The organism is Bacillus sp. NP157 (assembly GCA_018889975.1).
Classification (GTDB): domain Bacteria; phylum Pseudomonadota; class Gammaproteobacteria; order Xanthomonadales; family Rhodanobacteraceae; genus Luteibacter.
This window is the reverse complement of the sequence record CP076546.1, coordinates 4256553-4280866: the sequence shown is the minus strand read 5'-3', so window position 1 is coordinate 4280866 and position 24314 is coordinate 4256553. Positions and strand designations below refer to the sequence as shown.

Here is a 24314-nt window from a genome sequence, read left to right as displayed (position 1 = left end):
GCAACGTAGCCACGTTACGCCAACCATTGTAGGAGCGCGCCTGCGCGCGAAAGTTTTCCGCCACAAACCCCAGCCGGGATTGGCCTCAGAGCCAGCGGTTATACCGCCGTATGTACAACGTCTTCACCACCTGGGTCAGCACGCAGTAGCTGACCAGGGTCAGCGCCAGCCAGCCGAAGTACGCGGCGGGCAGCCCGGTCATGCCGATGCGCGCACCCAGCGGCGAGAACGGGATGTACATGCCGATGAGCATGATCGCCACGGTCAGGGCAAGCACCGGCGCGGAGGCCATGCTGCGCAGGAACGGGATGCGGCGCGTGCGGATCATGTGCACCACGAGGGTCTGCGACAACAGGCCTTCGATGAACCAGCCGGACTGGAACAGCGACTGGTGGGCCACGTCGTGCGCACCGAACACATGCCACATCAGCCAGAACGTGGTGATGTCGAACACCGAGCTCACCGGGCCGATCCAGACCATGAACCGACCGATGTCACCCGCATCCCACTTGCGCGGCACGCGCAGGTATTCCTCGTCCATGCGATCGAACGGGATGGACAGCTGCGAGAGGTCGTACAGCAGGTTCTGCACGAGGATCTGCAGCGGCAGCATCGGCAGGAACGGCAGGAACGCGCTCGCCACCAGCACGCTGAACACGTTGCCGAAGTTCGAGCTGGCGGTCATCTTGATGTACTTCATGATGTTGCCGAAGGTGACGCGGCCTTCGACCACGCCCTCCTCCAGCACCATCAGGTTCTTCTCGAGCAGGATGATGTCCGCCGATTCCTTCGCGATATCCGTCGCCGTATCCACCGAGATACCCACGTCGGCATCGCGCAGCGCCGGCGCATCGTTGATGCCGTCGCCGAGGAAACCCACGGTGTGGCCACGGCGCTGCAGCGCCTTGACCACGCGGGCCTTCTGCACCGGCGACATCTTGGCGAACACGGTGGTGCTGTCGACCATCGCGTCCAGTGCCTCGTCGTCGAGCTGCTCGATGTCGCGGCCGAGCGCCGTGCCGGCCACGTCGAGGCCGACCTCGGCGCAGATCTTCTTCGTCACCGCTTCGTTGTCGCCGGTGATCACCTTCACCGCCACGCCGTGGTGGTGCAGCGCGCGGATCGCCGTCGCCGCCGAGTCCTTCGGCGGATCGAGGAAGGCCAGGCAGCCGACCGCGGTGAGGCCCGCCTCGTCGGCCACGCCGTAGGCACGGTCGCCGATGGGGTCGCGGCGCACTGCCACGACGAGCACGCGCAGGCCGTCCTCGTTGAGGCGACGGGTCATCGCGCGGATCTCGGCGCGCTTCTCTTCGGTCATCGGCTCGACCACGCCACCGGTGCGCGCGTCGGTGCAGATGGTGAGCATTTCCTCGACGGCGCCCTTGCAGATCACCAGCTGCTCGTACTCGCCGTCGGTGACCACCACCGACATGCGCCGGCGCTGGAAGTCGAACGGGATCTCGTCGACGATGCGGAAACGATGCGCGATCGTCTCCAGGTCGCGGTGGGTCAGCACCGCCTTGTCCATCAGGTTGCGCAGGCCGGTCTGGAAACGGCTATTGAGGTAGCCCCACTCCAGCGCTTCGTCCGAGTCGTCGCCGGCGAGGTCGACGTGGCGCTCCAGCACGATCTTGTCGAGCGTGAGGGTGCCGGTCTTGTCGGTGCACAGCACGTCCATCGCGCCGAAATTCTGGATCGCGTTCAGGCGCTTCACCACCACCTTGCGCTTCGACATGGCGATGGCGCCCTTGCCGAGGTTCGCGGTGACGATCAGCGGCAGCATCTCCGGGGTCAGGCCGACGGCGACCGAGAGCCCGAACATGAAGGCTTCCAGCCAGTCGTGCTTGTCGAAGCCGTTGATGAAGAAAACGATCGGCACCATCACCGCCATGAAGCGGATCAGCAGCCAGCTCACCGACTTGATGCCCTTGTCGAAGCTGGTCTGCACGCGCTCACCGGACAGCGTGCGTGCGAGCGAACCCAGGTAGGTACGCGCGCCGGTGGCCAGCACCACCGCCGTGGCCGTGCCCGAGACGACGTTGGTGCCCATGTAGCAGACGGTGGGCAGGTCGAGCGGACCGCTGGAATCGCCCGCGGCGCTGCCGTTGGGCGCCGCCTTCTCCACCGGGATCGACTCGCCGGTGAGGATGGCCTGGCTGATGAACAGGTCCTTCGCCGCGATCAGGCGCAGGTCGGCGGGGATCATGTCGCCCGCGCCGAGGTGGACGATATCGCCCACCACCAGCTCTTCCACCGGCACCTCGATGCGCTCGGCGTGGCCGTCTTCCGCGCGGCGGGTCACCGTCGCGGTGTTGCGGACCATCGCCTTGAGCTTCTCGGCCGCCTGCGAGGAGCGGTATTCCTGGGTGAACGACAGCACGACGCTGATGCCGACCATCACCGCGATGATGATCGGGCCGGTCAGGTCGGTGGGGTCGGTGACCAGCTGCACCACCGCGAGCACCAGCAAGACGATGATGAACGGGTTCTTGAAGGCGTGCAGCAGCTGGATCGACCAGTGCGGTGGCTTCTCGTGGCCGACTTCGTTGATGCCGTCGCGATCGAGCCGCTCGGCGATGGCTTCTTCATCCAGGCCGTCGATGCGAGCGTCGAGCGAGCGCAGCAATTCGTCCGCCGGACGATAAGCGTCGGCAGTGGCATTGGTGAAGGTCTTGGCGGCGACGGCCGCCTGCGAGGTGTGGATCTTCATGGCTCGCTACCTTTCCGGGCGCAGGGTCCGGCAGGCGCGAGCGGCTGTCAGCCGCGATCAGCTGAGAGCAGGCGCGCCGGCGCGAAGCCGACGGACGGAATTCCGATGGTTCGTGATGAGGTGCGGCTGGAGCCGCGCCGTAGTGTCTATATCGCAGTTCATGGCTGCGGCAGTTTGCCTTCAACCGGTTTCAAAACGCTTTCAGCCTGCTCCAGCGAGCGCGGCACGGTGATGACGCGCTTCACCGGCGCAGCGGCGCGGCGACGGGCGAGTGCAAAGGCAAGACGGCGACCGAACATGCGCGGGCCGGTGGTTGCGAGCTGGAGGTTCATGGCTCAATCCTCGAATAACGGTAGCTCACGGCTACCGACGAGGAGAGCCGGGCGTTTCCTAGTAGCGGAACGCGCCGGCCGACCGGGTGCGGTCGCCGAGGGCGATGACGATGTCTGACGCCGGGACCCGAAGCGAGCGGGAGCCGGCGCGTGTACTAGGGTGAACGTCCATATGCCTGAATAAGCAAAGAAGGGTGCCGCCCGACGCACGTAGCCCGGGAAGCCGGACAATTGTCGCGCCGCAACGAAGCGAGGTCAAGACACCGGGCCGAGCCCGCTTTCGTAGTCGGCGGCTTCGGCCAGCAGCCACTGGCGCAGGCGGCCGAACCCGCTGTGCGCCTCGGAGCGCTTCGGGTAGACGAGGTAATACGCCTCGGCAACGCGCATGCGCTCCTTGCACAGCACGGTGAGCGCGCCGCATTCGATCAGGGAGCGGGCCATCACCAGGCGGCCGAGGGCGACGCCCAGGCCCTCCAGCACCGCGCGCTGGAGGTGTTCGGTGTTGTCGAAGCGGGCCACGTAGCGCGAGGGCAGCGGCATGCCGAACTGCTCGGCCCAGTCGTTCCAGCGGCCGGAGGGATCGCCGAGCAACGGCCAGCCCTTCAGCGAGGTGTCCGGCAGGCCGCCCATCTTGCGCACCAGCGAGGGGCTGGCGATCGGCACGATGAATTCGCCGAACAGCCGCTCGGCCTTGGTGCGCGGCCACGCGCCCAGCCCATAGCGGAACGCCGAATCGATCGCTGGCTCGCGGTCGAAATCCACGACCCCCACGGACGAATGCAGGCTGAGCTCGAGTTCGGGATGGGCGGACACCAGCCGGGGCAGGCGCGGCACCAGCCAGCTCGAGGCCACCGAAGGCAGGACGCTGAGCGTCACCGAATCCTGGTGGCGGCCTTCGAACCGGCCCAGTGCGTGCTCGATGCCCTCGAAATGATGGCCGATGGCTTCCAGCAGGCTGGCCCCGTCGGCGGTCAGCGTGACGCCACGGGGGCCGCGGTCGAACAACGAGCGGCCGAGCCGCTCTTCGAGATTGCGGATCTGGTGGCTCAGCGCACTGACGGTGAGGTTCAGCTGCTCCGCGGCACGCGCGAGCTTGCCCGTCCTGGCGACGAGCACGAACCCCTGGAGCAAGCCGAGAGGAAGACGGGACACGTGAATTTCCCTCAAGTCCGGGTTGCAAACATATCGCTTTTTCAGGGGCCGTCAAAGGTCCACCCTTTAGCCCTCGACAAGTCGCAGCAAGCGGCGACACCAACGCAAAGGGAGGGTGCCATGGCTTCGATCTTTACCGGCCTCGCGTTCATGCACGGCCACATCGTGAACCGCGAACTCGTGCTGTCGCTGGGGGCAGCGGAAACGCCGCCCGCGCAAGGCGGCAAGGGTGCACGAGCTGACAAGCCCGCCTCCAATGCTTCCCGACGGGCGAAACACGAAGCGGCGCCCTTGATCGCCACCCCGGGCTGCGCGGGCGGCGCCTGCTGCTGAGGCCGATCGCCGCGGTTGACGCGGTTTTCCTGCCGCATGCGGGATCATGGGTGTTTCGTCCATGGAGAATCCCGTATGCAGCTTCGCAACCTCGGGCGCTCGCCACTGCGCGTGGCGCCCCTTGCCTTCGGTGGCAACGTCTTCGGCTGGAGCGCGGACGAAGCGCGCTCGTTCGAACTGCTCGACGCCTTCGTCGACCACGGCTTCAACCTGGTCGATACGGCAGACGTGTATTCGGCCTGGGTCGAAGGCAACGAAGGCGGCGAGTCGGAAGCGATCATCGGCCGCTGGCTGAAGGCATCCGGCAAGCGCGACAAGGTGGTCATCGCGACCAAGGTCGGCAAGTGGCCGCGCTACCCCGGGCTGTCGCCGGTGAACATCCGCGAAGCCGTGGAAGATTCACTGCGCCGCCTGCAGACCGATCACATCGACCTGTACCAGGCGCATGCGGATGACCCGAAGGTGCCGCTGGAAGAAACGCTGCGCGCCTTCGACGACCTGGTGAAGGCCGGCAAGGTGCGCGTGATCGGCGCATCCAACTATGACGCCACCCGCCTCGCCGATGCCGTGTCGGAAAGCGACGCGAAGGGCCTTGCACGTTACGAATCGCTGCAGCCCGAATACAACCTGATGGACCGCAAGGGCTTTGAAGAGGCCTTGCAGCCGCTCTGCGTCGAGAAGGACATCGGCGTCATCAGTTACTACTCGCTGGCCAGCGGCTTCCTCAGCGGCAAGTACCGCAGCGAAGCCGACCTCGCCAAGAGCAAGGCGCGCGGGCCTAAGGTGAAGGGCTACCTCAACGAACGCGGCATGCGCGTCCTGGCAGCGCTCGACCAGGTCGCCCAGACCCACGACGCCACCCCGGCGCAGGTATCGCTGGCCTGGGTGATGGCACAACCGTCGATCGCGGCGGCCATCGCCAGCGCGACCACGGTGGAGCAACTGGCCGATATCGCAAAGTCCGCAGCGATCCAGCTGGGCACGGACGAGATAGCCGCGCTTACGCGGGCCAGCGCGGAGTAACAGCAGGATCGCCATCGCCTGCGCGCTGAGCCTTCCTCAGACGCAAGGCGATGGCGGCGGCGACACGCACTGACAGACGCCACCGCGCCACTCCCTGCAGGATGTGCGGGCCGGAAGGACATCCGGCCTCACATCATCACGGAGGAACGCATGACTATTCGTCGCATCACCCGGCTCGCCCTTGCGAGCGCGCTGTCGCTCGGCGCCACCGGCGCACTGGCCACGCCGATCGACCCGAGCTCGGCCCAGGTCCTGTGCCATTACAAGAAGCTCGGCGACCCGACCGGCGCCGCCACGGGCACCGTCAAATCCGGTGTGCACCTGCCCGGCCGCTGGCACCACGACAAGGTGATGAGCTGGGGCAACCTGTTCCGCACCCCTGCCCCGCCAGCCGACGTCGAGCGGATCTGCGCCCAGGCGCTCAAACAGACGCCCGACGCGCATCGCTACATCGGTGCATCCGGCCTGCACGGGAGCGATGCCTTCGCCGCCAGCCATCCGCTCTGGCACGAAGGCGACCTGCGGCCCGGCAAACCCGTCGAACGCATGGTTGCCTTTGGCGACAGCCTCTCGGACACGGGCAACATGCGCACCGCTTCGCGCACGATCCTCGGGCTGGTGCCGCGCACGGAGTCGCTGCCCTCCAGCTCGTGGTTCGACGGGCGCTTCAGCAACGGGCCCACGTGGATCGAATATCTTGCCACCCGCCATGGCCTTGTACTGAGCAACTGGGCGGTCGGCGGTGCGCAGACGCGCAATTCGCAAGCAGGCATGATCCACGGCATCGACCGGCAGATCGATAACTTCTTCGAACACATGCGGTTCGCGCGTGGCTACGATCCGTCGCGCACGCTGTTCACCTTCATGGTGGCGGGGAACGACTTCGTCAACGACACCAAGCATGCCACCGACATCGTGGTGCAGCAGCGCGATTCGCTGCTGAAGCTTGTCCGTCACGGCGCACGCAAGGTGATCGTGGTGAACCTGCCCGACGTGACGAAAGCACCGGTCTTCCGCATGGGACGCGAGGATGCCGCCGATGTGCTCAAGCGTGTCGAGGTCTACAACTCGGCGCTGGCCAGCATCGCCAGCTCGGTCACCCAGCAGGCGGTGAAGGAAGGCCTCGTGGCAAGTGCAGGCGACCTGCAGATCCGCGTCGTCGACGCACGCAGCCGGTTCGATCGTGTGCTGGCCGATCCCAAGGCATATGGGTTCAGTAACGCGACGGAGTCGTGTTTGAAGATTGATGAGGACAGCGCGCTGACCTACATGCAGACGCATGCGCCGCGGAAGCATTGTGAAGCAGGCCGCTTCGTGTTCTGGGACACGCTGCATCCGACGACACGGATGCATGAGCTGATGGCGGGGTGGGCGGCGGAGGGGCTGCCGGTCGGTTGGGGTTTGAGGTAATCACGGTCGCGCGCAGGCGCGCTCCTACAAGGTTACGACAGCCCTGTAGGAGCGCGCCTGCGCGCGATGCTTCTATTTCTTACGCCTCAACCACGCAACCCATCGATCACGCCATTCAACGTAACGCTGGGACGCATGGCCGCGCTCACCAGCGCGAGATCCGGATGGTAGTAGCCCTTGATCTCCACCGGCTTGCCCTGCGCGCCATTCAGTTCGGCGACGATCTTGCCTTCGTTTTCAGCCAGTGCCTTTGCCACCGGCGTGAACTTCGCCTTCAGGTCGGCATCGTCGTCCTGCGCGGCGAGGGCTTCAGCCCAGTACATCGCCAGGTAGAAATGGCTGCCGCGGTTGTCGATCTCGCCGACCTTGCGCGCCGGCGACTTGTTGCTGTCGAGGAAGCGGCCATTGGCCTGGTCCAGCGTCTTCGCCAGCACGCGGGCGTGGCGGTTGTCGTAACGCTCGGCGAGGTGTTCCAGCGATGCGGCCAGGGCCAGGAATTCACCCAGCGAATCCCAGCGCAGGTAATCCTCTTCGACGAACTGCTGCACGTGCTTCGGTGCCGAACCACCCGCGCCGGTTTCGAACAGGCCACCGCCAGCCATCAGCGGCACGATCGACAGCATCTTCGCCGAGGTGCCCAGCTCCATGATCGGGAACAGGTCGGTGAGGTAGTCACGCAGCACGTTGCCGGTGACCGAGATGGTGTCCTCGCCCTTGCGGATCCGCTCCAGCGAAAGCTTCGTGGCGGCCACCGGGTCGAGCACGCGGATGTCGAGGCCGCTGGTGTCGTGGTCCTTGAGATAACGCTCGACCTTGGCGATTACCTGCGCGTCGTGCGCACGGTTCTTGTCGAGCCAGAACACCGCCGGCGTCGCCGACAGGCGGGCACGCTGCACGGCCAGCTTCACCCAATCCTGGATCGGGGCGTCCCTGGTCTGGCACATGCGCCAGATATCGCCCTGCTCCACCGCGTGTTCGAACACCACGCTGCCGTCGTCGGCGATGACGCGCACGGTGCCATCCGACGGGATCTGGAAGGTCTTGTCGTGCGAGCCGTATTCCTCGGCCTTCTGCGCCATGAGGCCGACGTTGGGCACCGAGCCCATCGTCGCCGGATCGAAGGCACCGTGGGCGATGCAGTCTTCGATCACCGCCTGGTACACGCCGGCGTAGGAACGATCCGGGATCACGGCCTTGGCATCCTGCAGCTTGCCTTCCGCATTCCACATGCCGCCGGAGTCGCGGATCATCGCCGGCATCGACGCGTCGACGATCACATCGCTGGGCACGTGCAGGTTGGTGATGCCCTTGTCGGAATTCACCATCGCCAGCGCCGGGCGCTTGCCGTACTCGGCCTTCATGTCGGCTTCGATCGCGTCGCGCGTGGCGGCGTCTAGCTTGTCGAGGCGGGCGTAGAGGTCGCCGATGCCGTTGTTGGCATCGAAGCCGACCTGCTTCAGCGCATCGGCGTGCTTCGCCAGCACGTCCTTGTAGAACTCGCGCACCACGATGCCGAACATGATCGGGTCGGAGACCTTCATCATGGTGGCCTTAAGGTGCAGCGAGAACAGCACGCCCTTCGCCTTCGCGTCTTCGACCTGCGCGTCGATGAACGCGGCAAGCTTCCTGCGGCTCATCACGGCGGCGTCGACGATTTCACCGGCCTTGACCGCGACCTTGTCCTTGAGGACCTTCACGTTGCCGTCGGCACCGGTGAACTCGATGCGCAGGCTGCCGGCCTTGTCGACCGTGGCGGACTTCTCGCTGCCGTAGAAATCGCCGCCATCCATGTGCGAGACGTGCGACTTCGACTCCGGCGACCACTTGCCCATCCGGTGCGGATGCTTGCGCGCGTAGTTCTTCACCGAGAGCGGTGCGCGGCGATCGGAATTGCCTTCGCGCAGCACCGGGTTGACCGCGCTGCCCATGGCCTTGCCGTAGCGCGCGTTGGTGTCCTTGTCGGCATCGCTCGACGGTGCGTCGACGTAGTCCGGCAGGTCGTAACCCTGGGCCTGCAGTTCGCGGATCGCGGCCTTCATCTGCGGCACCGAGGCGCTGATGTTCGGCAGCTTGATGATGTTGGCTTCCGGCGTGGTCGCCAGGGCGCCGAGTTCGGCAAGGTGGTCGCCGATGCGCTGCGCGTCGGTCAGGCGATCCGGGAACTGGGCGAGGATGCGACCCGCGAGCGAGATGTCACGGGTTTCCACGGCCACGCCGGCGGCGCCGGCAAAGGCCTCGACGATCGGCAGGAACGACGCGGTGGCCAGGAACGGCGCTTCGTCGGTGAGCGTGTAGATGATCTTGGGCGACTGGGACATGTAAGCGAGCCTTTTGCCTGGGGGGACCCGGACGAGCGGGAAACCTCACCATTGTGGCTCGGATGGGGCGGCCGGGCAAAGCGCCGTGGCGGCATGACACCTTTGCTGCGGGTGCAACAGCGTGGGGAGGGGCCTTCGCGCGCGGGCGCGCTCCTACAGGGGTAAGGGGGCCTGCGCGGGGGGCGCGGAGGCCCGATCCATCACGCCCGCGCCGCCTTCAACGCCTTGCGCTCCAGCCGCCGTGCCTTGCGTGCCTTCCAGCGGTCCGACAGGCAGGCGAAGATCACGTAGAGCGCCGGCGTGGACAGCAGGGTCAGGCTCTGCGAGATCAGCAGGCCGCCGATCATGGCGATACCCAGCGGGCGGCGCAGTTCGGAGCCTTCGCCCAGGCCGATGGCCAGCGGCAGCGCGGCGAGGATGGCGACCATCGTGGTCATCATGATCGGGCGGAAGCGCACCAGGCAGGCTTCGCGGATCGCCTCGGTGGGCGACGACGCGTGGTCGCGCTGGGCGACCAGGGCGAAGTCGATCATCATGATCGCGTTCTTCTTCACGATGCCGATCAGCAACACCAGCGCGATCATCGCCACCACGGACAGTTCCGTATCCGTGATCACCAGCGCGGCGAGCGCGCCCACGCCTGCGGCCGGCAGGGTCGAGAGGATCGTCACCGGGTGGATCAGGCTCTCGTAGAGCATGCCCATCAGCAGGTAGACGACGATGATCGCCGCGAGGATCAGCAAGGGCATGTCGCTCTGCGACTGCTGGAAGCGACGGAAATCGCTGCCCGCGTCGAGGCGGATGTCACCTGGCATGCGCATGCCGCTGATGGTCTTCTGGATGATCGCCATCGCCTCGCCCATGCTCACGCCCGGTGCGAGGTTGAAGCTGACGCCCATGCTCGTGTACTGGTCTTCATGCACGATCTGGCTGGGCGCGAGTCCCGGCACCTGCCGGGTCACGGCCGTGATCGGGACCATCGCGCCGTTGTTGGAACGGACGTAGATCTGGTTCAGCGCTTCGGGCGTCGCCGCCAGCGTGGGCAGCGCGTTGACGATGACGCGGTACTGGTTGATATCCGAATAGATGGTCGAGACCGCGCGCTGGCCGAACGCGTTGTACAGCGCGCCATCGATGTTGCCGATCGACACGCCCAGGCGTGCCGCGGTGTCGCGGTCGATCACCATGTTCTGGCGCAGGCCCTGGGCATCGATGTCGCTGCCCACGTCCTTCAACATCGGGTTCTTCTTCAGCGCATTGACCAGCTTCGGCAGCCACTCTTCCAGCTCGGTGATGTCGTTGCCCTTCAGCGATACCGAATACTGGCCGCCCTGCGAAGTGCCACCACCGCCGCCCGTGGGCAGGTCCTGGATCGGACGCAGGCGCAGGTTGAGGTCGGGATACTTGTTGGCCTTGGTCGACAGCCGGTCCAGCGCATCGAAGGTCGTGTCGGTGCGACCCTCGGCCACCGTGCGCAGTTCGATGTTGAAGTTACCCGTGGAACCGGTACGGCTGGTGCCCAGGCGCGAGCCCACCGACTTCACGTCCGGATCCGACAGCAGCATGTCGGTCAGGCGCGCCTGGCGCGATTCCATTTCACCGAACGACACCGTGGAGCTCGAGGTCGCGCGCGCGGCGATCAGGCCGGTGTCCTGCGGCGGGAAGAACCCGCCCTTGACCATGCCGGCGAGCAGGATGGTAATGCCGATCAGGACCAGCGGCGTCAGCGCCATCAACAGGGCGTGGCGCAACGTCCAGTCCAGGCAGACGCGATAGAACGCCAGCAGGCGATCCTGGGCGCGCTCAAGCACGCGGCCCAGCCGCGATTCGGGCTTGTCGGACTTGTGCGCGGTGAGGAAGTGCGCGCACAGCGAGGGCGTCAGGGTCAGCGACACCAGCATCGAGACCACGATGGCGGCGATCAGGGTGACCGTGAATTCCTTGAAGAACATGCCGATGATGCCGGGCGCCAGCAGCAACGGGATGAACACGGCGATCAGCGAACCGGTGATCGACACGATGGTGAAGCCGATCTCGCGCGCACCTAGAAGGGCGGCTTCGAACCTCGGTATTCCCTCGTCCATGTGCCGGATCACGTTCTCGATGACCACGATGGCATCGTCGACGACAAAGCCGATCGCGATCACCAAGGCCAGCAGGGTGAGGTTGTTGAGCGTGTAGCCGAACGCGTACATCACCACGAAGCCACCGGCCAGCGACAACGGCACGGCGAGGCCGGCGATGACGGTGGGCGCGAGCCGGCGCAGGAACAGCGCCATGGTCATGATCACCATGGCCAGGCTGATCAGCAGCGTGGCCTGCACTTCGTGCAGCGACGCGCGGATGGTCGGCGTGCCGTCGAAGAACGAATGCAGGCGCACGCCGTTCGGCAGCCATGCCTGCATGGTCGGCATCATCGCCTTGATCCGGTCCACCGTCTCGATGACGTTCGCGTCCGGCTTGCGGTACACGTACATCAGGATGCCCGGCTTGCCGTTGAACCAGGCCGCCTGGTACGCATCCTGCTGGCCGTCGTAGACCTTGGCCACGTCGGACAGGTGGATCGGCACGCTGTTGTTCACGCCGATCACCAGCTTCGCGAACTCGTCCGCCTTGTGCAGCGAATCGTTCGCCATCACCGCCATGGTGGTCTTGCCGTCGGACAGGAAGCCCTGCGGCGAGGTGACGTTGGCCGCGGTCAGCGCATTGCGCAGCTGGTCCGGCGACAGGCCCATCGCGTTGAGCGCGCGCAGGTTCACGTCGACGCGGATCGCCGGCGTGGCGCTGCCCGCGATATCGACCGAGGCGATGCCTTCCTGCTGGCGCAGGCGCTGGGCAAGGATCGAATCGGCGACGTTGTAGAGGTCGGTCGGCGCCACGGTGTCGGAGGTGAGCGCGAGCACCACCACCGGGTCATCGTTCGGGTTGGCCTTCTGGTACGACGGCGCATTGAGCAGGCCGGTCGGCAGGTCGGGCTGGGCCGCGTTGATCGCCGACTGCACGTCGCGCGCCGCCGCGTCGATGTTGGTGCCGTTGCCGAAGAACAGCAGCACGAAGGCGCTGCCCTCCGAGCTGTTCGAACGCATGCTCTCCACGCCCGGCACCTGGCCGAGGTGTCGCTCCAGCGGCGCGGCCACCGTGGACGCCATCGTGCTGGCATCGGCGCCGCTCTGCTGGGCCTGCACGAAGATCGCGGGGAACTGGATATTCGGCAGCGCGGCCACGCCCAGCAGCGAATAGCAGATCAGGCCGACGACGAAGACACCGATCGCCAGGAGCGAGGTGCCGATGGGACGGCGGATGAACGGGCCGGAGATATTCATCGAGCAGGGGGCTTCAACTGGTGCGGACGAGAGCGCAGGAACTTGCTACCAACGCACGGCCCGGAAAAAGGTTTCGCCGGACGGGTGACCGTCCGGCGAAGAGGGGTGTCGCCATGGTGCCCACGGCTGGCCTGCATCAGTCCGCAGGCCGTGGCTGGGCATGGGCTAGCGCGCGTTGTCGCTTGCGCTCGGCCAGCCAGTCGGAGAACCGTTCCATGTACAGGTAGATCACCGGCGTGGTGTAGAGAGTCACCAGCTGCGAGAGCAGCAGGCCACCGACGATGGACACGCCGAGCGGGCGGCGCAGCTCCGAGCCGATGCCGCTACCCAGGGCCAGCGGCAACGCACCCAACAGGGCGGCGGCCGTGGTCATCATGATCGGGCGGAAGCGCAGCAGGCAGGCGCGACGGATCGCGTCGTGCGCATCCAGGCCGGTGCGCTTCGCCTCGATGGCGAAGTCGATCATCATGATCGCGTTCTTCTTCACGATGCCGATCAGCAACACGATGCCGACGATGCCGTCGACCGACAGGGTCATGCCGCACATCAGCAGGGCCAGCAAGGCGCCCACGCCCGCGGGCGGCAGGGTCGAGATGATCGTCAGCGGATGGATGTAGCTCTCGTAGAGCACGCCCAGCACGATGTAGATGACGATGATCGACGCCAGCAGCAGGAGCACCTCGTCACCGACCGACGAGGAGAATTCCGCCGCCTTGCCGATGAACTGGCCGCGTACCTGCGGCGGGAAGTTCAGCGTCTTCTCCACGTCGTGGATCGCGGCGACGGCTTCGGACAGCGACGAACCCGGGGCCAGGTTGAAGGAGATGGTGACCGCCGGCAGCTGCTGCAGGTGGCTGACCACCAGCGGCGCCGTGGTGACCTGGGCGCTGGCCAGCGACGCGATGGGAATCGTGCCGCCCGCGCCGACCTGGAAGCCGACGTTGCCCGTGTTGCCGATACCCGCCGGCGTGGCCGAGTTGCTCGAGGCGACCTGGCCGAAGCTGGTGGCGTTCGAACCGGTGAGCGCGCCGTTGCCGTTGCCGCGCACGGTCAGCTTGTTCAGCAGGTCGGCGCTGTTACGGAACTCCGGCGACACCTCCAGCACCACGCGGTACTGGTTGAGCTGGGTAAAGATGGTGGAGATCTGGCGCTGGCCGAACGCGTCGTACAGGGTGTCGTCGATCGTCTGCACGGGCACGCCCAGGCGGCTGGCCGTGTCGCGGTCGATGGTCAGCTTCAGCGCAGTGCCCTGGTCGGCCAGGTTGTTGTCGACGTCGGCGAGCTCCGTGCGCTTGCGCAGCGCGGAGGTCATCTGTTGCGCGTAGCCGGCCAGCTCGGTGGAGTTCACGTCGGACAGCGAGTACTGGTACTCGGTGGCGGAGACCTGGCTATCCAGCGTCACGTCCTGTACCGGCTTGAGGTACAGCGCCACGCCAGCGATGTGCGACGCCGCCTTCTGCAGGCGCGGCAACACGTCGTCGAGGCCTTCGCGGTCGCCACGGTCCTTCAGCACGAGCGAGATCTGGCCCTGGTTGAGCGTCGGGTTGACCGAGCCCGCACCGATGAACGCGGCCACGCCGGACACCGCCGGATCCTTCGCCAGCGCATCGGCCACGGCCTTGGTGCGCTGTTCCATCTGCGGGAAGGCGACGTTCTGGTCGGCCTGCACCACCGCCGTGACCAGGCCGGTGTCCTGTTCGGGCAGCAGGCCTTTGGGAATCACGATGTACAGGACCACGGTGAGCGCGACGCTGAGCGCCGCGATCAGCATGGTGAACGGGCGGTGCGCCAGCACCCAGTCCAGGCTGCCGGCATAGCCTTCGACGATGCGCGACCAGGCGGTGTGCTTGCCCGAGGCGGTGGCGTGCTCGTGCGCGTCATCCGCGTCCGGCAGCTCGTCGGCCTTCAGCAGGTAGGCGCACATCATCGGCGTCAGCGTCAGCGACACCAGCATCGAGATGGCCACCGCGATGGTGAGCACCCAGGCGAATTCGTGGAACAGGCGGCCGGTGACGCCTGGCATCAGCAGCAGCGGCAGGAACACCGCGATCAGCGAGACGGTCAGCGACAGCACCGTGAAGCCGATTTCCTTCGCGCCGACCTCGGCCGCGGTCTTCGCGTCCTGGCCCTGCTCGATGTAGCGGACGATGTTCTCGATCATCACGATCGCGTCGTCGACCACGAAACCGGTCGCCACCGCGAGCGCCATCAGCGAGAGGTTATCCAGCGACATGCCGGCGAAGGCCATCACGCCGAACGTGCCCATCAGCGACAGCGGCACCGCCACGGACGGGATCACCGTGGCCCACAGGCGGCGCAGGAACACGAAGATCACCGCGACCACCAGGCAGATGGTGAGGATCAGGGTGAACTGCACGTCTTCCACCGACGCGCGGATGGTGATCGTACGGTCGGAGAACACCTTCAGGTGCACGTCGGCCGGGAGCACCTTCTGCAGGTCGGGGATGGTCTGGCGGATCGACTGCACCGTCTGCACGATGTTCGCGCCGGGCTGGCGGCGGATGTCGAGCAACACGGCGGGCTTGCCATTCGCCCATGCGGCGAGCTGGTCGTTTTCGACACCATCGACCACGTTCGCCACGTCTTTCAGGCGCACGGGCGAGTCGTTGGTGTAGCTGATGATCGTGTCCTTGTACTCGGCGGCCGTGGCGAGCTGGTCGTTGGTGCCGATGCTGTAGGACTGGGTCTTGCCGTTCAGCGTGCCCTTGGGCGCGTTGACGTTGGCCTGCGTGAGCGAACTGCGCACGTCTTCCATGGTCAGGCCGAGGTTGGCCAGCTGCGCGGGGTTGATCTGGATGCGCACGGCGGGACGCACGTTGCCGGCGATCGAGACGAGGCCCACGCCCTGAACCTGCGCGAGCTTCTGCGCGATGATCGAGTCGGCGTAGTTGTTCACGTCGCGCAGCTGCACCGTATCGGAGGTGAGCATGAGCGTCATGATCGGCGCATCGGCCGGGTTCACCCGGTTGTACACCGGCGGGTAAGGCAGGTTGTTGGGCAGCGTGCCGCGCGCCTGGTTGATCGCCGCCTGCACGTCCTGCGCCGCGATATCGATGTCGCGGTCCATGTTGAACTGCAGGACGATGGTCGACAGGCCCGCCGACGAGTCCGAGCTCATCATGTTCAGGCCGGAGATCTGGCCGAAGTTACGCTCGAGCGGCGTGGTCACCAGCGCGGCCATGGTGCTGGCCGAGGCGCCGGGGTACTGGGTGGTCACGACCAGGCTGGGCGCGTCGATTTCCGGCAGCGCCGACACCGGCAGTTGCCGGTAGCCGAGGATGCCGAGCAACAGCACCGCCACCATCAGCAGCGAGGTGGCGATCGGCCGGCGAATGAAGAGTGTCGAGAAACCCACGTGTCGATCCTGGTATCTGGGCCGGGTGGCCCGTGGGCGGCGCGTCCTTCATGGACGCGCCGCGTGCCGGAGGGTTAGCCGCCGCGGCGACCGCCGCCCTGGCGACCCTGGCCCTTGGTCTTGTCTTTCTGCAGCTCTTCCGCCGTCGGCGCGGCCGGCACCTGGCCCGGGGCCAGCGGCTGCACCTTGGAACCCGGCTTCAGGCGGAACTGGCCTTCGGTGACGACCTTGTCGCCCAGCTTCAGGCCCTTGCCGATCATGACGTGGCTGTCGCCGACTTCGCTGGCGGTTTCCACGGCCTGCATCTTCACCGTGTTGTCGCCCTGCACCACATAGACGTACTCGCCGTCCGGGCCGCGCTGCACGGCCTGCGCCGGGATCACCAGGCCGTTGGCCACGGTGCGGACCTTCAGGCGCGCATTGACGAACTGGCCCGGCCACAACTCGGTGTTCTGGTTGTCGAACAGCGCGCGCAGGCGGAACGTGCCCGTGGTGGTGTCGATGGTGTTGTTGATTACCTCGAGCTTGCCGCTGCTGACCACGTGCGCGTCGATGCGGTCGAGCGCGTCGACGCCCAGCGAGTTGGCCGCGTTCTCACGCATGCCGGTGCGCACCATGTCGAGGTTCTTCTCCGGCAGGGTGAAGGTGACATAGATCGGATGCACCTCGGTCAGCGTCACGATCGAGGTGGTCGTGGTGACGATGTTGCCCACGTCGACGCCGCGGATGCCGGCCAGGCCGGTGATCGGCGCGATGACCTTGGTGAAGCCGAGCTGCACCTGCGCCGCGCGGATCGAGGCCTGGTCGGCGACGACGGTGGCGGCGGCCTGGTCGAGGGTGTTCTTCAGGTTGTCCAGGTCCTGCTTGGACACGTACTGCTGTCCACCCTTGCTGACCAGGTTCTGCGAGCGCTCGAGGTTGTTCTTCGCGGTCGCCGAGAGGGCCTGGTCCTGCCGGAGCTTGGCCGTGGCCTGGTCGTATTGCGACTGGATCGTGCGCGGGTCGATTTCCGCCAGCACGTCGCCCTGCTTCACTTCCTGGCCCTCGGTGAAGTTCAGCTTCATCAGCTGGCCTCCCACCTGCGGGCTCACGGTGACCTGGTTACGCGCCTGTACCGTGCCGGTGGCACTGAGGTAGACAGGCACGTCCTGCGCCACGACGGGCACCACGGTGACCGGTACGGGCGGCTGGTCCTTGCCCTCCCCGTCGCCATTGGCCTGGGCGGACGCTTCCTGGGCGTTTGCACCACCCTTGTGCATCCGTGGGACGATGACGACGGCCGCGATCACCAGAACAACGATGATACCCAGCGCGATTTTCCAAAAACGCGACATGTAAAACTCCCGATGAGAATCCGGTCGACGGCACCGATAGCGACCGGGCGCGTGCGCCGCGGGCTTTATACCCGGAAAACATTAAGGTTCGGCGGCGACAATATAGGTGGTGGGGAACGGCATTGAACAATGCCGGTTGACAGGGGTACACCATGACTGACGGCACGCGTGCCGGGCCGCTGGGCGGGTTTTGCGATGCCCGGCGAGGGACCGCTGACGAAATCGAAGGTTCCGTTATACTCGGGCGGTTAGGCGCCGCAAGGCGGCAGGCACGCCGGATCCCGGGGAGGGGGCCGGCATACCCAATCTCGATGGGAGTCAATGCGTGAGCGGTTCTCCGAGCAAGTCCGACCAGAACTTTGTACGTCAATTCTCGTGGCTCACGGCCGGCTTAAGTCTTCTCGCCCTCGTCCTGATGGTGGTTGCCTACGTCATCTACGACAATATTCCCAAGGAACAAGACCCTGCGGTCGCCAAGCGGACCGAGCAGCGGATTGCCCCGGTCGGCGGCGTCTACGCCGGCGACACCGGACGCGCCGCCATGCTGGCCGCGCAGGAAGCCGCCGCGAAGGCCGCTGCCGCCCAGGTCGCCTACGGTGGCAGCACCGACGGCAAGACCATCTACGACAACCTCTGCCACAGCTGCCATACGGCCGGCGTGGCCGGTGCGCCGAAGCTGGGCGACAAGGGCGCCTGGGGTGCCCGCATCGCCGAAGGCAGCGCCACCCTGGTCAAGCACGCCATCGAGGGCTACACCGGCCCCGACGGCAACCACATGCCGGCCAAGGGCGGTAACCCGTCGCTCACCGACGAACAGGTCGGCAACACCGTCAAGTGGATGGTCGACCAGGTCAAGTAAGCACGCGGCCTAGACGGGCCGCGCTGCCACCCAATCCACTGCAAACGCCTGAAGCTGCGGGAAAAACGTCTCGAACGTAGCCCGCAGCATGGCGTCGTGGCCGATCAGTAGCGGCATCGCTTCGGCCACCGGGTTCGCCCGCGACAGGCGCCGGGACAGCCCGGCGAACGCACCCTCGACCCGCTCCCGCCGCACGTAGCCGGCCGGGAGGTCGTGGGTATCCATATAGGAGAGGAAGCGCTTCAGCCCGTCCGGCAGGATGGCGTCGGCGGCGTGCATCTCCGCCCGCAGGTTGTCCGAAAACGCCTGCAGCGGCGTCGGGCAGTACCTGGCGAAGTCCCGCGCCAAGCAATGGTCGAACCAGACATCGAGCAGGATGCCGGCGTAGCGCCGGTACGGCGGGGGCATGGCCTCGCGCGCCTCGCGCACGGCGGGGTGGCTATCCGTATAGCCGTCGATCGCCCGGTGCAGGTAGATCCCGTCGCGCACCCGCGGCGGCAGCGCCAGGTCGGGCGTGCCGCGGACGAAGTCGCCCATGACGCCGCCCAGGCGCAGGCCCGCGTCGCCGCCGGCCAGCAAGGCATGGGCGAGCACGTTCACGACGGGGTTCCGGCACGGGGCCGCGGGCCAACGGGTATCATGGCGGGCATGACTGATCTTCTACCTACGGCGCCGGACGCTTTCCCGGACGAAACGCTGAGCTTCGCGCTGCCCGGCCGCGCAGGCAAGCTGGAATGCGAGGCCAGGGCCGCCACCGAAGGCCACCGCCCGGCCATCGCCGTGATCTGCCACCCGCTCTCCACCGACGGCGGCAGCATGCACAACAAGGTCGTGACCATGGTCGAGCGCGCCCTGCGCGAGTCCGGCGTGGACACGGTGATCTTCAATTTCCGCAGCGTCGGCCGCTCCGAAGGCGAGTTCGACCACGGCAACGGCGAATGCGACGACCTGGCCACCGTGGTGGCATGGGCGCGCAAGGTCCGCCCCGGCGCGAAGCTGTGGCTGGCCGGGTTCTCCTTCGGCAGCTATGTCAGCCTGCGCAGCGCGGTGCCGCTGGGCGCGGACGCCGTGGTCAGCATCGCGCCGCCCGCCGCGGGCCGTGGCTGGGATTTCGGCCCGATCGAGCTGCCATCCTGCCCCTGGCTGGTGGTGATGGGCGACGCCGACGAAATCGTCGAGCCGCAGGCCGTGTACGACTGGATCGACGGCCTGCCCGAAGGCAAGCGTCCGGTGCTGGTCCGGATGGAAGACACCAGCCACTTCTTCCATCGGCGGCTCATGGACCTGCGCGGCGCCATCAAGCACGCCGTGAAGGACTGGCCGCCGGCACCGGATGTCGCATGAACTGCACGGAATTGACGCCCGGCGAACGCTACCGGGACGGCGTGACCGGCCACCGCTGGGAATCCGATCCCGCGCAGCTGGCCGTGATCGCCCAGTTCGATCGCCTGCACGGCGAGCTGTGCAAGCCGGACGAAGCCCAGGGTAGCGGTCTGTTCGGCCGGCTCAGGTCGATGCTCGGCGGTGACGCCGCGCGCGAACCCGTGCGCGGGCTTTACCTGTGGGGCAGCGTCGGCCGCGGCAAGACCTTCCTCATGGACCTGTTCGTCTCCAGCCTCTCGCCCGGCCTCGCCCTGCGTCGGCATTTCCATCGCTTCATGCAGGAAACGCACGCGACGCTACGCGAGCTGGGCGAGCGGCAAAACCCGCTGGATGAAGTCGCCGCACGCATGGCGGCGAAGTATCGCGTGCTCTGCCTCGACGAATTCATGGTCACCGACATCGGTGACGCGATGATCCTGGCCGGACTGCTCGATGGATTGTTCTCACGCGGCGTCACCCTCGTAACGACGTCGAACACCGTGCCGGCCAACCTGTACAAGGACGGCCTGCAGCGCGCGCGCTTCCTGCCGGCGATCGCCGCGCTTGAGAAACATTGCGTCGTGCATGAGATCGCCTCGGCACGCGACTGGCGCCTGCGCGCGTTGAGCCAGGCGTCGGTCTACCTCGTGCCGCCCGGTCAGGAATCCGAACGATCGCTGGCGAAGATCTTTTCGGGCCAGGCCCACGGCGACATCGAGGAAGGCGGCACGCTGGCGGTCAACGGCCGCGATATCCCGGTGCGTCGCCGTGCGCCGGACATCATCTGGTTCGACTTCGCCGCGCTGTGCGAAGGGCCGCGCGCCGTGCCTGACTACATCGAACTGGCGCGCAGCTATCCCACCGTGATCATCTCCGGGGTGCCGCAGTTCAACGATTACACCGAGAACGAGGCGAAGCGATTCGTCCTGCTGGTGGACGAGTTCTACGATCGCCACGTAAAGTTGGCAGTGTCGGCCGCCGCGCCGATCACGGAGCTCTACGACGGAACGCGCGTGCGCGCTGAATTTGGGCGAACTGAGTCGCGGCTGATAGAGATGCAGAGCGAAGACTACCTGGGCCGTGAGCATAAACCTTAAGTTGGCGTGGGCGCGACCACCTGTCGCGGATACGCCAGGCGAAAGATGATTTCCGGGCGGGCTTCCCGCGCCACACGAAAAGAGATACGCCCATGGAAAAGCTTGAACTGATCCCCGGTCGCGGTGTTCGTCGCGATGACATCGACATTTTCTTCGGCATGCCGCGCGATGCCGTGCGCAAGGCGCTCGGCAAGCCCAACGAAACGATGTGGGACGACGAAGACGAATACGAAGTCGGCGGCGACGACTGGCTGCGCCTTCGCTACCTCGACGGCAAGCTGTGTGACATCGAAGTGCTGGGCGGGTCGCTCATGTACGAAACGATCGAACTGAAAGACGCCCACATCCGCGACGTGAAGTTCGCCCTGCACAACATCGGCATCGTCATCGACGACGAAACCGAATGGCTTAGCGAAGGTCGCGATTGCATCGACCTGCAGTGCGTGTTCGCCACCTGCGACGACATCGGCGAAGCCGGTGGCGATCGCGTCGCCTGGGTGATCGCCAGCAGCGACTTCCGCGTCGAATGAGTTCGCGGCCGGCCCGATGGCTTCGCCTTGCGGTCGCCGCCCTGCTCGTCGCCACGCTGGCCGGTTGCGCCAGCGGGCCCCGGGTGGCGCCGCAACGCAGCGCCCTCGCGCACTGGTCACCGTCGCCGAACTATAACGCCCGCAAGGCACAGCTCATCGTGTTGCACCATACGTCCATCGGCGATGCCGACGCCTCGCTGCGCGTGCTGAAGTCGCGCAACAGCGGCGGCCCGGTGAGCGCGCATTACCTGGTCGAGATGGATGGCCGGATCGACCAGCTGGTCGATGACGGCGACCGCGCGTGGCACGCCGGTGCATCGCGCTGGGGCAGCGATTCCGACCTGAACTCGTCGTCCATCGGCATCGAAATCGACAACGATGGCCACTCGCCGTTTACCCAGCCGCAGATCGAAGCGCTCGTCCGGCTGCTGGCCGACGTGACGACCCGGCTCGGCATCCCGCGCACCGCCGTCGTCGGCCACGGCGACATCGCGCCGGGACGCAAGGACGATCCCAGCGTGCAGTTCCCGTGGGCGACGCTGGCCAGCTACGGCTTCGGCCTGTGGCCGGACGCAACGCTGGTGCCGGCACCGCCCGGGTTCGACAGCCTGGCCGCGATGCGGCTGGTCGGTTACGACGTCGGCAATCCGCGCAACGCGATCATCGCGTTCCATCGCCACTACCGGGCGATTGAGACCGACACGCTGGACGCCACCGATGCAGCGATCCTTTACTCGCTGCAACGCAAGCTGATGGCGCCGCGTCAGTAGCTGAAGGTACGGAACGCGTCGATGGTCCGTTCGACACCTTCGTCGTCGATGTCCAGGTGGGTGACGAGCCGGATCGACGGCAGGTAGCCGATGCTCAGGCGGACGCCCTTCGCGGCCATGTGCTTCGCGAGGTCGGGCAGGCGCGGGGCGGGCACGTCGACGAACACCATGTTGGTATGACACCCCTGCAGGCTCAGCCCCTCGATGGTGGCGAGCGCGTCGGCAAGGCGCCGGGCCCGCGCATGGTCGTCCGCGAGCCGGGCCACGTGGTGGTCGAGGGCATAGGTCGCCGCGGCGGCGAGCATGCCGGCCTGGCGCCAGCCGCCGCCGGTGACCTTGCGCCAGCGCCGGGCACGGTCGACCAGCTTCGCGTCACCGAGCAGCACCGAGCCCACCGGCGCGCCCAGCCCCTTCGAGAGGCACACCGACACGCTGTCGAAGCCTGCGGCCACGTCGCGGGCGGGACGACCGTAGGCGATGGCGGCGTTGTAGAGGCGCGCGCCGTCGAGGTGCAGGCCCAGGCCGCGCCGGGTGGCGAGTTCGCGTGCGGCGGCCATGTACTCGAAAGGCAATGCGCGGCCGTGCCAGGTGTTCTCCAGGGCGAGCAGTTTCGAGCGGGCGAAGTGCGGGTCGATCGGCTTGATCGCGGCTTCGACCTTGTCCAGCGGCAGGGTGCCATCGGCGGCCTGCGGGATCGGCTGCGGCTGGATCGAACCGAGCACGGCCGCGCCGCCGCCCTCGAAGCGATAGGTATGCGCGTCGGCACCGACGATGTATTCGTCGCCGCGTTCGCAGTGGCCCATCAGCGCCAGCAGGTTGCTTTGCGTGCCGGTGGGCACGAACAGCGCGGCGGCGAAACCGAGATCGGCGGCGAGCCGATCCTGCAGGGCATTGACGGTGGGATCTTCCCCATAGACGTCGTCGCCGACGGGGGCGCGCAGCATCGCTTCGCGCATGGCGTCGGTGGGCTGGGTGACGGTGTCGCTGCGCAGGTCGATGGTTCGCATGGTTGGGGGATTCGCGGGGGCCAGCCACGGATGGTACGCCAGCCCGTTCACGATTCCGTGGCCCACGGCACGCCATGCTATGCCGATGATCACGATCGTCATGGGCGTTTCCGGTAGCGGCAAGAGCACCGTCGGTGGCGACATCGCGGCCCGGCTGGGCCTGCCCTTCGTCGACGGCGACGGCCTGCATCCGCAGGCCAATCGCGACAAGATGGCCAGCGGCATACCGCTCGACGACGCGGACCGGCAACCCTGGCTGCAGGCGATCGTCGCCGTGATGGACGAACACCGCGGCCGCGGCGACTCGCTGGTGATCGCCTGCTCCGCGCTGAAGCGACGCTATCGCGACGTGTTGCGGCAGGGCCACGACGACGTCCGCTTCGTCTACCTGCATGGCACGCGCGAACTGCTCGCCGAGCGGCTGGGCCAGCGTGCCGGGCATTTCTTCAACCCGGCGCTGCTCGACAGCCAGCTGGTCACGCTGGAAGAGCCCTCGCCCGCGGAAGCCCTGCGGGTGGAGGTCACCGAGGAGCCCGCCCGCATCGTGGAGAAGGTGATCCGCGCGGGTTGCGCGCAGGCCCGTCAGGCCGCGCGATAGCCCGACGGCGGCTTGCCCAGCGCGCGACGGAACATCGTCGAGAAGCTGGTCGCGCTTTCGTAGCCGAGGTCCAGCGCCACGTCGGTCACCGCGTCGCCAGCGGCGAGCCGCGGCAGGGTCGACAGCAGGCAGGCTTGCTGCCGCCACGCCACGAAGCTCATGCCGGTCTCGCGGCGGAACAGCCGGGTGAAGCTGCGCCGGTGCATGCCGAGGCCAGCCGCCCACGCGTCGATGCCTTCGGTGATGCTGGGCCGTTCGAAGAAGGCCGCGCAGCGCACCGCCAGCCCGGGATGGGTCGGCAGCGGCAGTTCCAGCGGCACGCGCTTCGCCCGTGCGATTTCCTCCACCACCAGCGCCATCAGCAGGCCGTCGCGACCGGCCACGTCGTAGGTCAGCGGCACCGCGGCCGCCTCGACCAGCAAGGCGCGCAGCAAGGGCGACACCACGATCACCCGGCAGACTTCGCCGAACGCCCCGGTGACCGTCGGTTCGATGTAGACGCTGCGGGTATGCACGGCGCCGATCATCCGCACGGAGTGCGGGATGAACGACGGGATCCACACGGCACGCTCGGGTGGGGCGATCCATGCGCCGAAGGGCGTGGTCACGGCGACCGTGCCTTCCGAGGCGTAAAGCAGCTGGCCGCGGCGGTGCTCGTGGGTGGCCAACTCGAACGACGCCGGATAACTGTTGCCGCGCGAGATCACGGCACGCGGGGTGGCTTCGAAAGCGACGGCGTCAGGCGCGGCCATGGCGATGTCCCGGACTCAAAGGCTTCTG

Annotated in this window: 19 protein-coding genes; 9 read left to right on the top strand and 10 right to left on the bottom strand. The window is 66.9% G+C overall.

What is annotated here, in order from left to right; translation table 11 throughout:
• Positions 1-85 precede the first annotated feature (85 nt).
• The 3 genes from mgtA to KPL74_19330 all read right to left on the bottom strand — a co-directional run bounded on the left by mgtA (position 86) and on the right by KPL74_19330 (position 4194).
• Positions 86-2710 (bottom strand): magnesium-translocating P-type ATPase, encoded by a 2625-nt coding sequence (gene mgtA / locus KPL74_19340; GenBank protein ID QWT19888.1) that lies wholly within the window; start codon positions 2708-2710, stop codon positions 86-88.
• Between the two features lie 158 nt (positions 2711-2868).
• A complete protein-coding gene (locus KPL74_19335) occupies positions 2869-3042 on the bottom strand; it encodes a hypothetical protein (protein QWT19887.1) in 174 nt (57 codons plus the stop codon).
• 255 nt (positions 3043-3297) lie between these two features.
• Positions 3298-4194 carry a LysR family transcriptional regulator gene (locus KPL74_19330; GenBank protein QWT19886.1) on the bottom strand — a complete coding sequence of 299 codons (897 nt, stop codon included), beginning with the start codon at positions 4192-4194 and terminating at the stop codon, positions 3298-3300.
• Positions 4195-4314: 120 nt separating this feature from the next.
• On the opposite strand from KPL74_19330, the gene KPL74_19325 reads away from it, so the two are divergent.
• From KPL74_19325 to KPL74_19315, 3 genes are all read left to right on the top strand, one after another.
• Positions 4315-4527 (top strand): hypothetical protein, encoded by a 213-nt coding sequence (locus KPL74_19325; GenBank protein QWT19885.1) that lies wholly within the window; start codon positions 4315-4317, stop codon positions 4525-4527.
• 75 nt (positions 4528-4602) lie between these two features.
• On the top strand, positions 4603-5550 hold the full coding sequence (locus KPL74_19320) for an aldo/keto reductase (protein ID QWT19884.1): 948 nt from the start codon (positions 4603-4605) through the stop codon (positions 5548-5550).
• A 150-nt stretch (positions 5551-5700) separates the two neighbouring features.
• On the top strand, positions 5701-6960 hold the full coding sequence (locus tag KPL74_19315) for an SGNH/GDSL hydrolase family protein (protein ID QWT19883.1): 1260 nt from the start codon (positions 5701-5703) through the stop codon (positions 6958-6960).
• Positions 6961-7046: 86 nt separating this feature from the next.
• On the opposite strand, the gene KPL74_19310 is transcribed toward KPL74_19315, so the two are convergent.
• From KPL74_19310 to KPL74_19295, 4 genes are all read right to left on the bottom strand, one after another.
• Positions 7047-9278: an NADP-dependent isocitrate dehydrogenase gene (locus tag KPL74_19310; protein ID QWT19882.1), complete on the bottom strand. Its 2232-nt coding sequence runs from the start codon at positions 9276-9278 to the stop codon at positions 7047-7049.
• A gap of 200 nt (positions 9279-9478) precedes the next feature.
• A complete protein-coding gene (locus KPL74_19305; protein QWT19881.1) occupies positions 9479-12601 on the bottom strand; it encodes an efflux RND transporter permease subunit in 3123 nt (1040 codons plus the stop codon).
• Positions 12602-12737: 136 nt separating this feature from the next.
• Positions 12738-15977, bottom strand: coding sequence for an efflux RND transporter permease subunit (locus KPL74_19300; GenBank protein QWT19880.1), 3240 nt, complete (start codon positions 15975-15977; stop codon positions 12738-12740).
• A gap of 74 nt (positions 15978-16051) precedes the next feature.
• Positions 16052-17311, bottom strand: a complete 1260-nt coding sequence (locus KPL74_19295; protein QWT19879.1) for an efflux RND transporter periplasmic adaptor subunit — start codon at positions 17309-17311, stop codon at positions 16052-16054.
• 325 nt (positions 17312-17636) lie between these two features.
• Between KPL74_19295 and KPL74_19290 the strand changes: the two genes are divergently transcribed.
• A complete protein-coding gene (locus tag KPL74_19290; protein QWT19878.1) occupies positions 17637-18170 on the top strand; it encodes a c-type cytochrome in 534 nt (177 codons plus the stop codon).
• Positions 18171-18179: 9 nt separating this feature from the next.
• Here KPL74_19290 and KPL74_19285 read toward each other — a convergent pair whose 3' ends face one another.
• A complete protein-coding gene (locus KPL74_19285) occupies positions 18180-18770 on the bottom strand; it encodes a DUF479 domain-containing protein (GenBank protein QWT19877.1) in 591 nt (196 codons plus the stop codon).
• 48 nt (positions 18771-18818) lie between these two features.
• Here KPL74_19285 and KPL74_19280 point away from each other — a divergent pair, with 48 nt between their 5' ends.
• The 4 genes from KPL74_19280 to KPL74_19265 all read left to right on the top strand — a co-directional run bounded on the left by KPL74_19280 (position 18819) and on the right by KPL74_19265 (position 21929).
• Positions 18819-19514: a hypothetical protein gene (locus KPL74_19280; GenBank protein QWT19876.1), complete on the top strand. Its 696-nt coding sequence runs from the start codon at positions 18819-18821 to the stop codon at positions 19512-19514.
• Complete coding sequence (locus KPL74_19275) at positions 19511-20629, top strand: AFG1 family ATPase (protein QWT19875.1); 1119 nt, start codon at positions 19511-19513, stop codon at positions 20627-20629. The genes KPL74_19280 and KPL74_19275 overlap by 4 nt, the downstream gene beginning before the upstream one ends.
• A 92-nt stretch (positions 20630-20721) precedes the next feature.
• Positions 20722-21159, top strand: coding sequence for a hypothetical protein (locus KPL74_19270; protein QWT19874.1), 438 nt, complete (start codon positions 20722-20724; stop codon positions 21157-21159).
• A complete protein-coding gene (locus tag KPL74_19265; protein ID QWT19873.1) occupies positions 21156-21929 on the top strand; it encodes an N-acetylmuramoyl-L-alanine amidase in 774 nt (257 codons plus the stop codon). The genes KPL74_19270 and KPL74_19265 overlap by 4 nt, the downstream gene beginning before the upstream one ends.
• Here the strand turns inward: KPL74_19265 and ltaE are convergent.
• Positions 21923-23038: a low-specificity L-threonine aldolase gene (gene ltaE / locus KPL74_19260; GenBank protein QWT19872.1), complete on the bottom strand. Its 1116-nt coding sequence runs from the start codon at positions 23036-23038 to the stop codon at positions 21923-21925. The genes KPL74_19265 and ltaE overlap by 7 nt on opposite strands.
• Between ltaE and KPL74_19255 the strand changes: the two genes are divergently transcribed.
• Positions 23022-23534 (top strand): gluconokinase, encoded by a 513-nt coding sequence (locus tag KPL74_19255; protein QWT19871.1) that lies wholly within the window; start codon positions 23022-23024, stop codon positions 23532-23534. The two genes, ltaE and KPL74_19255, sit on opposite strands and share 17 nt — an antisense overlap.
• On the opposite strand, the gene KPL74_19250 is transcribed toward KPL74_19255, so the two are convergent.
• On the bottom strand, positions 23519-24286 hold the full coding sequence (locus KPL74_19250; protein QWT19870.1) for a helix-turn-helix transcriptional regulator: 768 nt from the start codon (positions 24284-24286) through the stop codon (positions 23519-23521). The two genes, KPL74_19255 and KPL74_19250, sit on opposite strands and share 16 nt — an antisense overlap.
• Positions 24287-24314: the final 28 nt, after the last annotated feature.

Excerpts from the sequence above, each read along its gene's own strand:
- KPL74_19320 (QWT19884.1), top strand. The coding sequence starts at position 4,603 with ATGCAGCTTCGCAACCTCGGGCGCTCGCCACTGCGCGTGGCGCCCCTT.
- KPL74_19315 (QWT19883.1), top strand. The coding sequence starts at position 5,701 with ATGACTATTCGTCGCATCACCCGGCTCGCCCTTGCGAGCGCGCTGTCG.
- mgtA (QWT19888.1), bottom strand. The coding sequence starts at position 2,710 with ATGAAGATCCACACCTCGCAGGCGGCCGTCGCCGCCAAGACCTTCACC.
- KPL74_19255 (QWT19871.1), top strand. The coding sequence starts at position 23,022 with ATGATCACGATCGTCATGGGCGTTTCCGGTAGCGGCAAGAGCACCGTC.
- KPL74_19265 (QWT19873.1), top strand. The coding sequence starts at position 21,156 with ATGAGTTCGCGGCCGGCCCGATGGCTTCGCCTTGCGGTCGCCGCCCTG.
- KPL74_19270 (QWT19874.1), top strand. The coding sequence starts at position 20,722 with ATGGAAAAGCTTGAACTGATCCCCGGTCGCGGTGTTCGTCGCGATGAC.
- KPL74_19295 (QWT19879.1), bottom strand. The coding sequence starts at position 17,311 with ATGTCGCGTTTTTGGAAAATCGCGCTGGGTATCATCGTTGTTCTGGTG.
- KPL74_19310 (QWT19882.1), bottom strand. The coding sequence starts at position 9,278 with ATGTCCCAGTCGCCCAAGATCATCTACACGCTCACCGACGAAGCGCCG.
- KPL74_19280 (QWT19876.1), top strand. The coding sequence starts at position 18,819 with ATGACTGATCTTCTACCTACGGCGCCGGACGCTTTCCCGGACGAAACG.
- KPL74_19275 (QWT19875.1), top strand. The coding sequence starts at position 19,511 with ATGAACTGCACGGAATTGACGCCCGGCGAACGCTACCGGGACGGCGTG.
- KPL74_19250 (QWT19870.1), bottom strand. The coding sequence starts at position 24,286 with ATGGCCGCGCCTGACGCCGTCGCTTTCGAAGCCACCCCGCGTGCCGTG.
- ltaE (QWT19872.1), bottom strand. The coding sequence starts at position 23,038 with ATGACGATCGTGATCATCGGCATAGCATGGCGTGCCGTGGGCCACGGA.
- KPL74_19325 (QWT19885.1), top strand. The coding sequence starts at position 4,315 with ATGGCTTCGATCTTTACCGGCCTCGCGTTCATGCACGGCCACATCGTG.
- KPL74_19335 (QWT19887.1), bottom strand. The coding sequence starts at position 3,042 with ATGAACCTCCAGCTCGCAACCACCGGCCCGCGCATGTTCGGTCGCCGT.
- KPL74_19305 (QWT19881.1), bottom strand. The coding sequence starts at position 12,601 with ATGAATATCTCCGGCCCGTTCATCCGCCGTCCCATCGGCACCTCGCTC.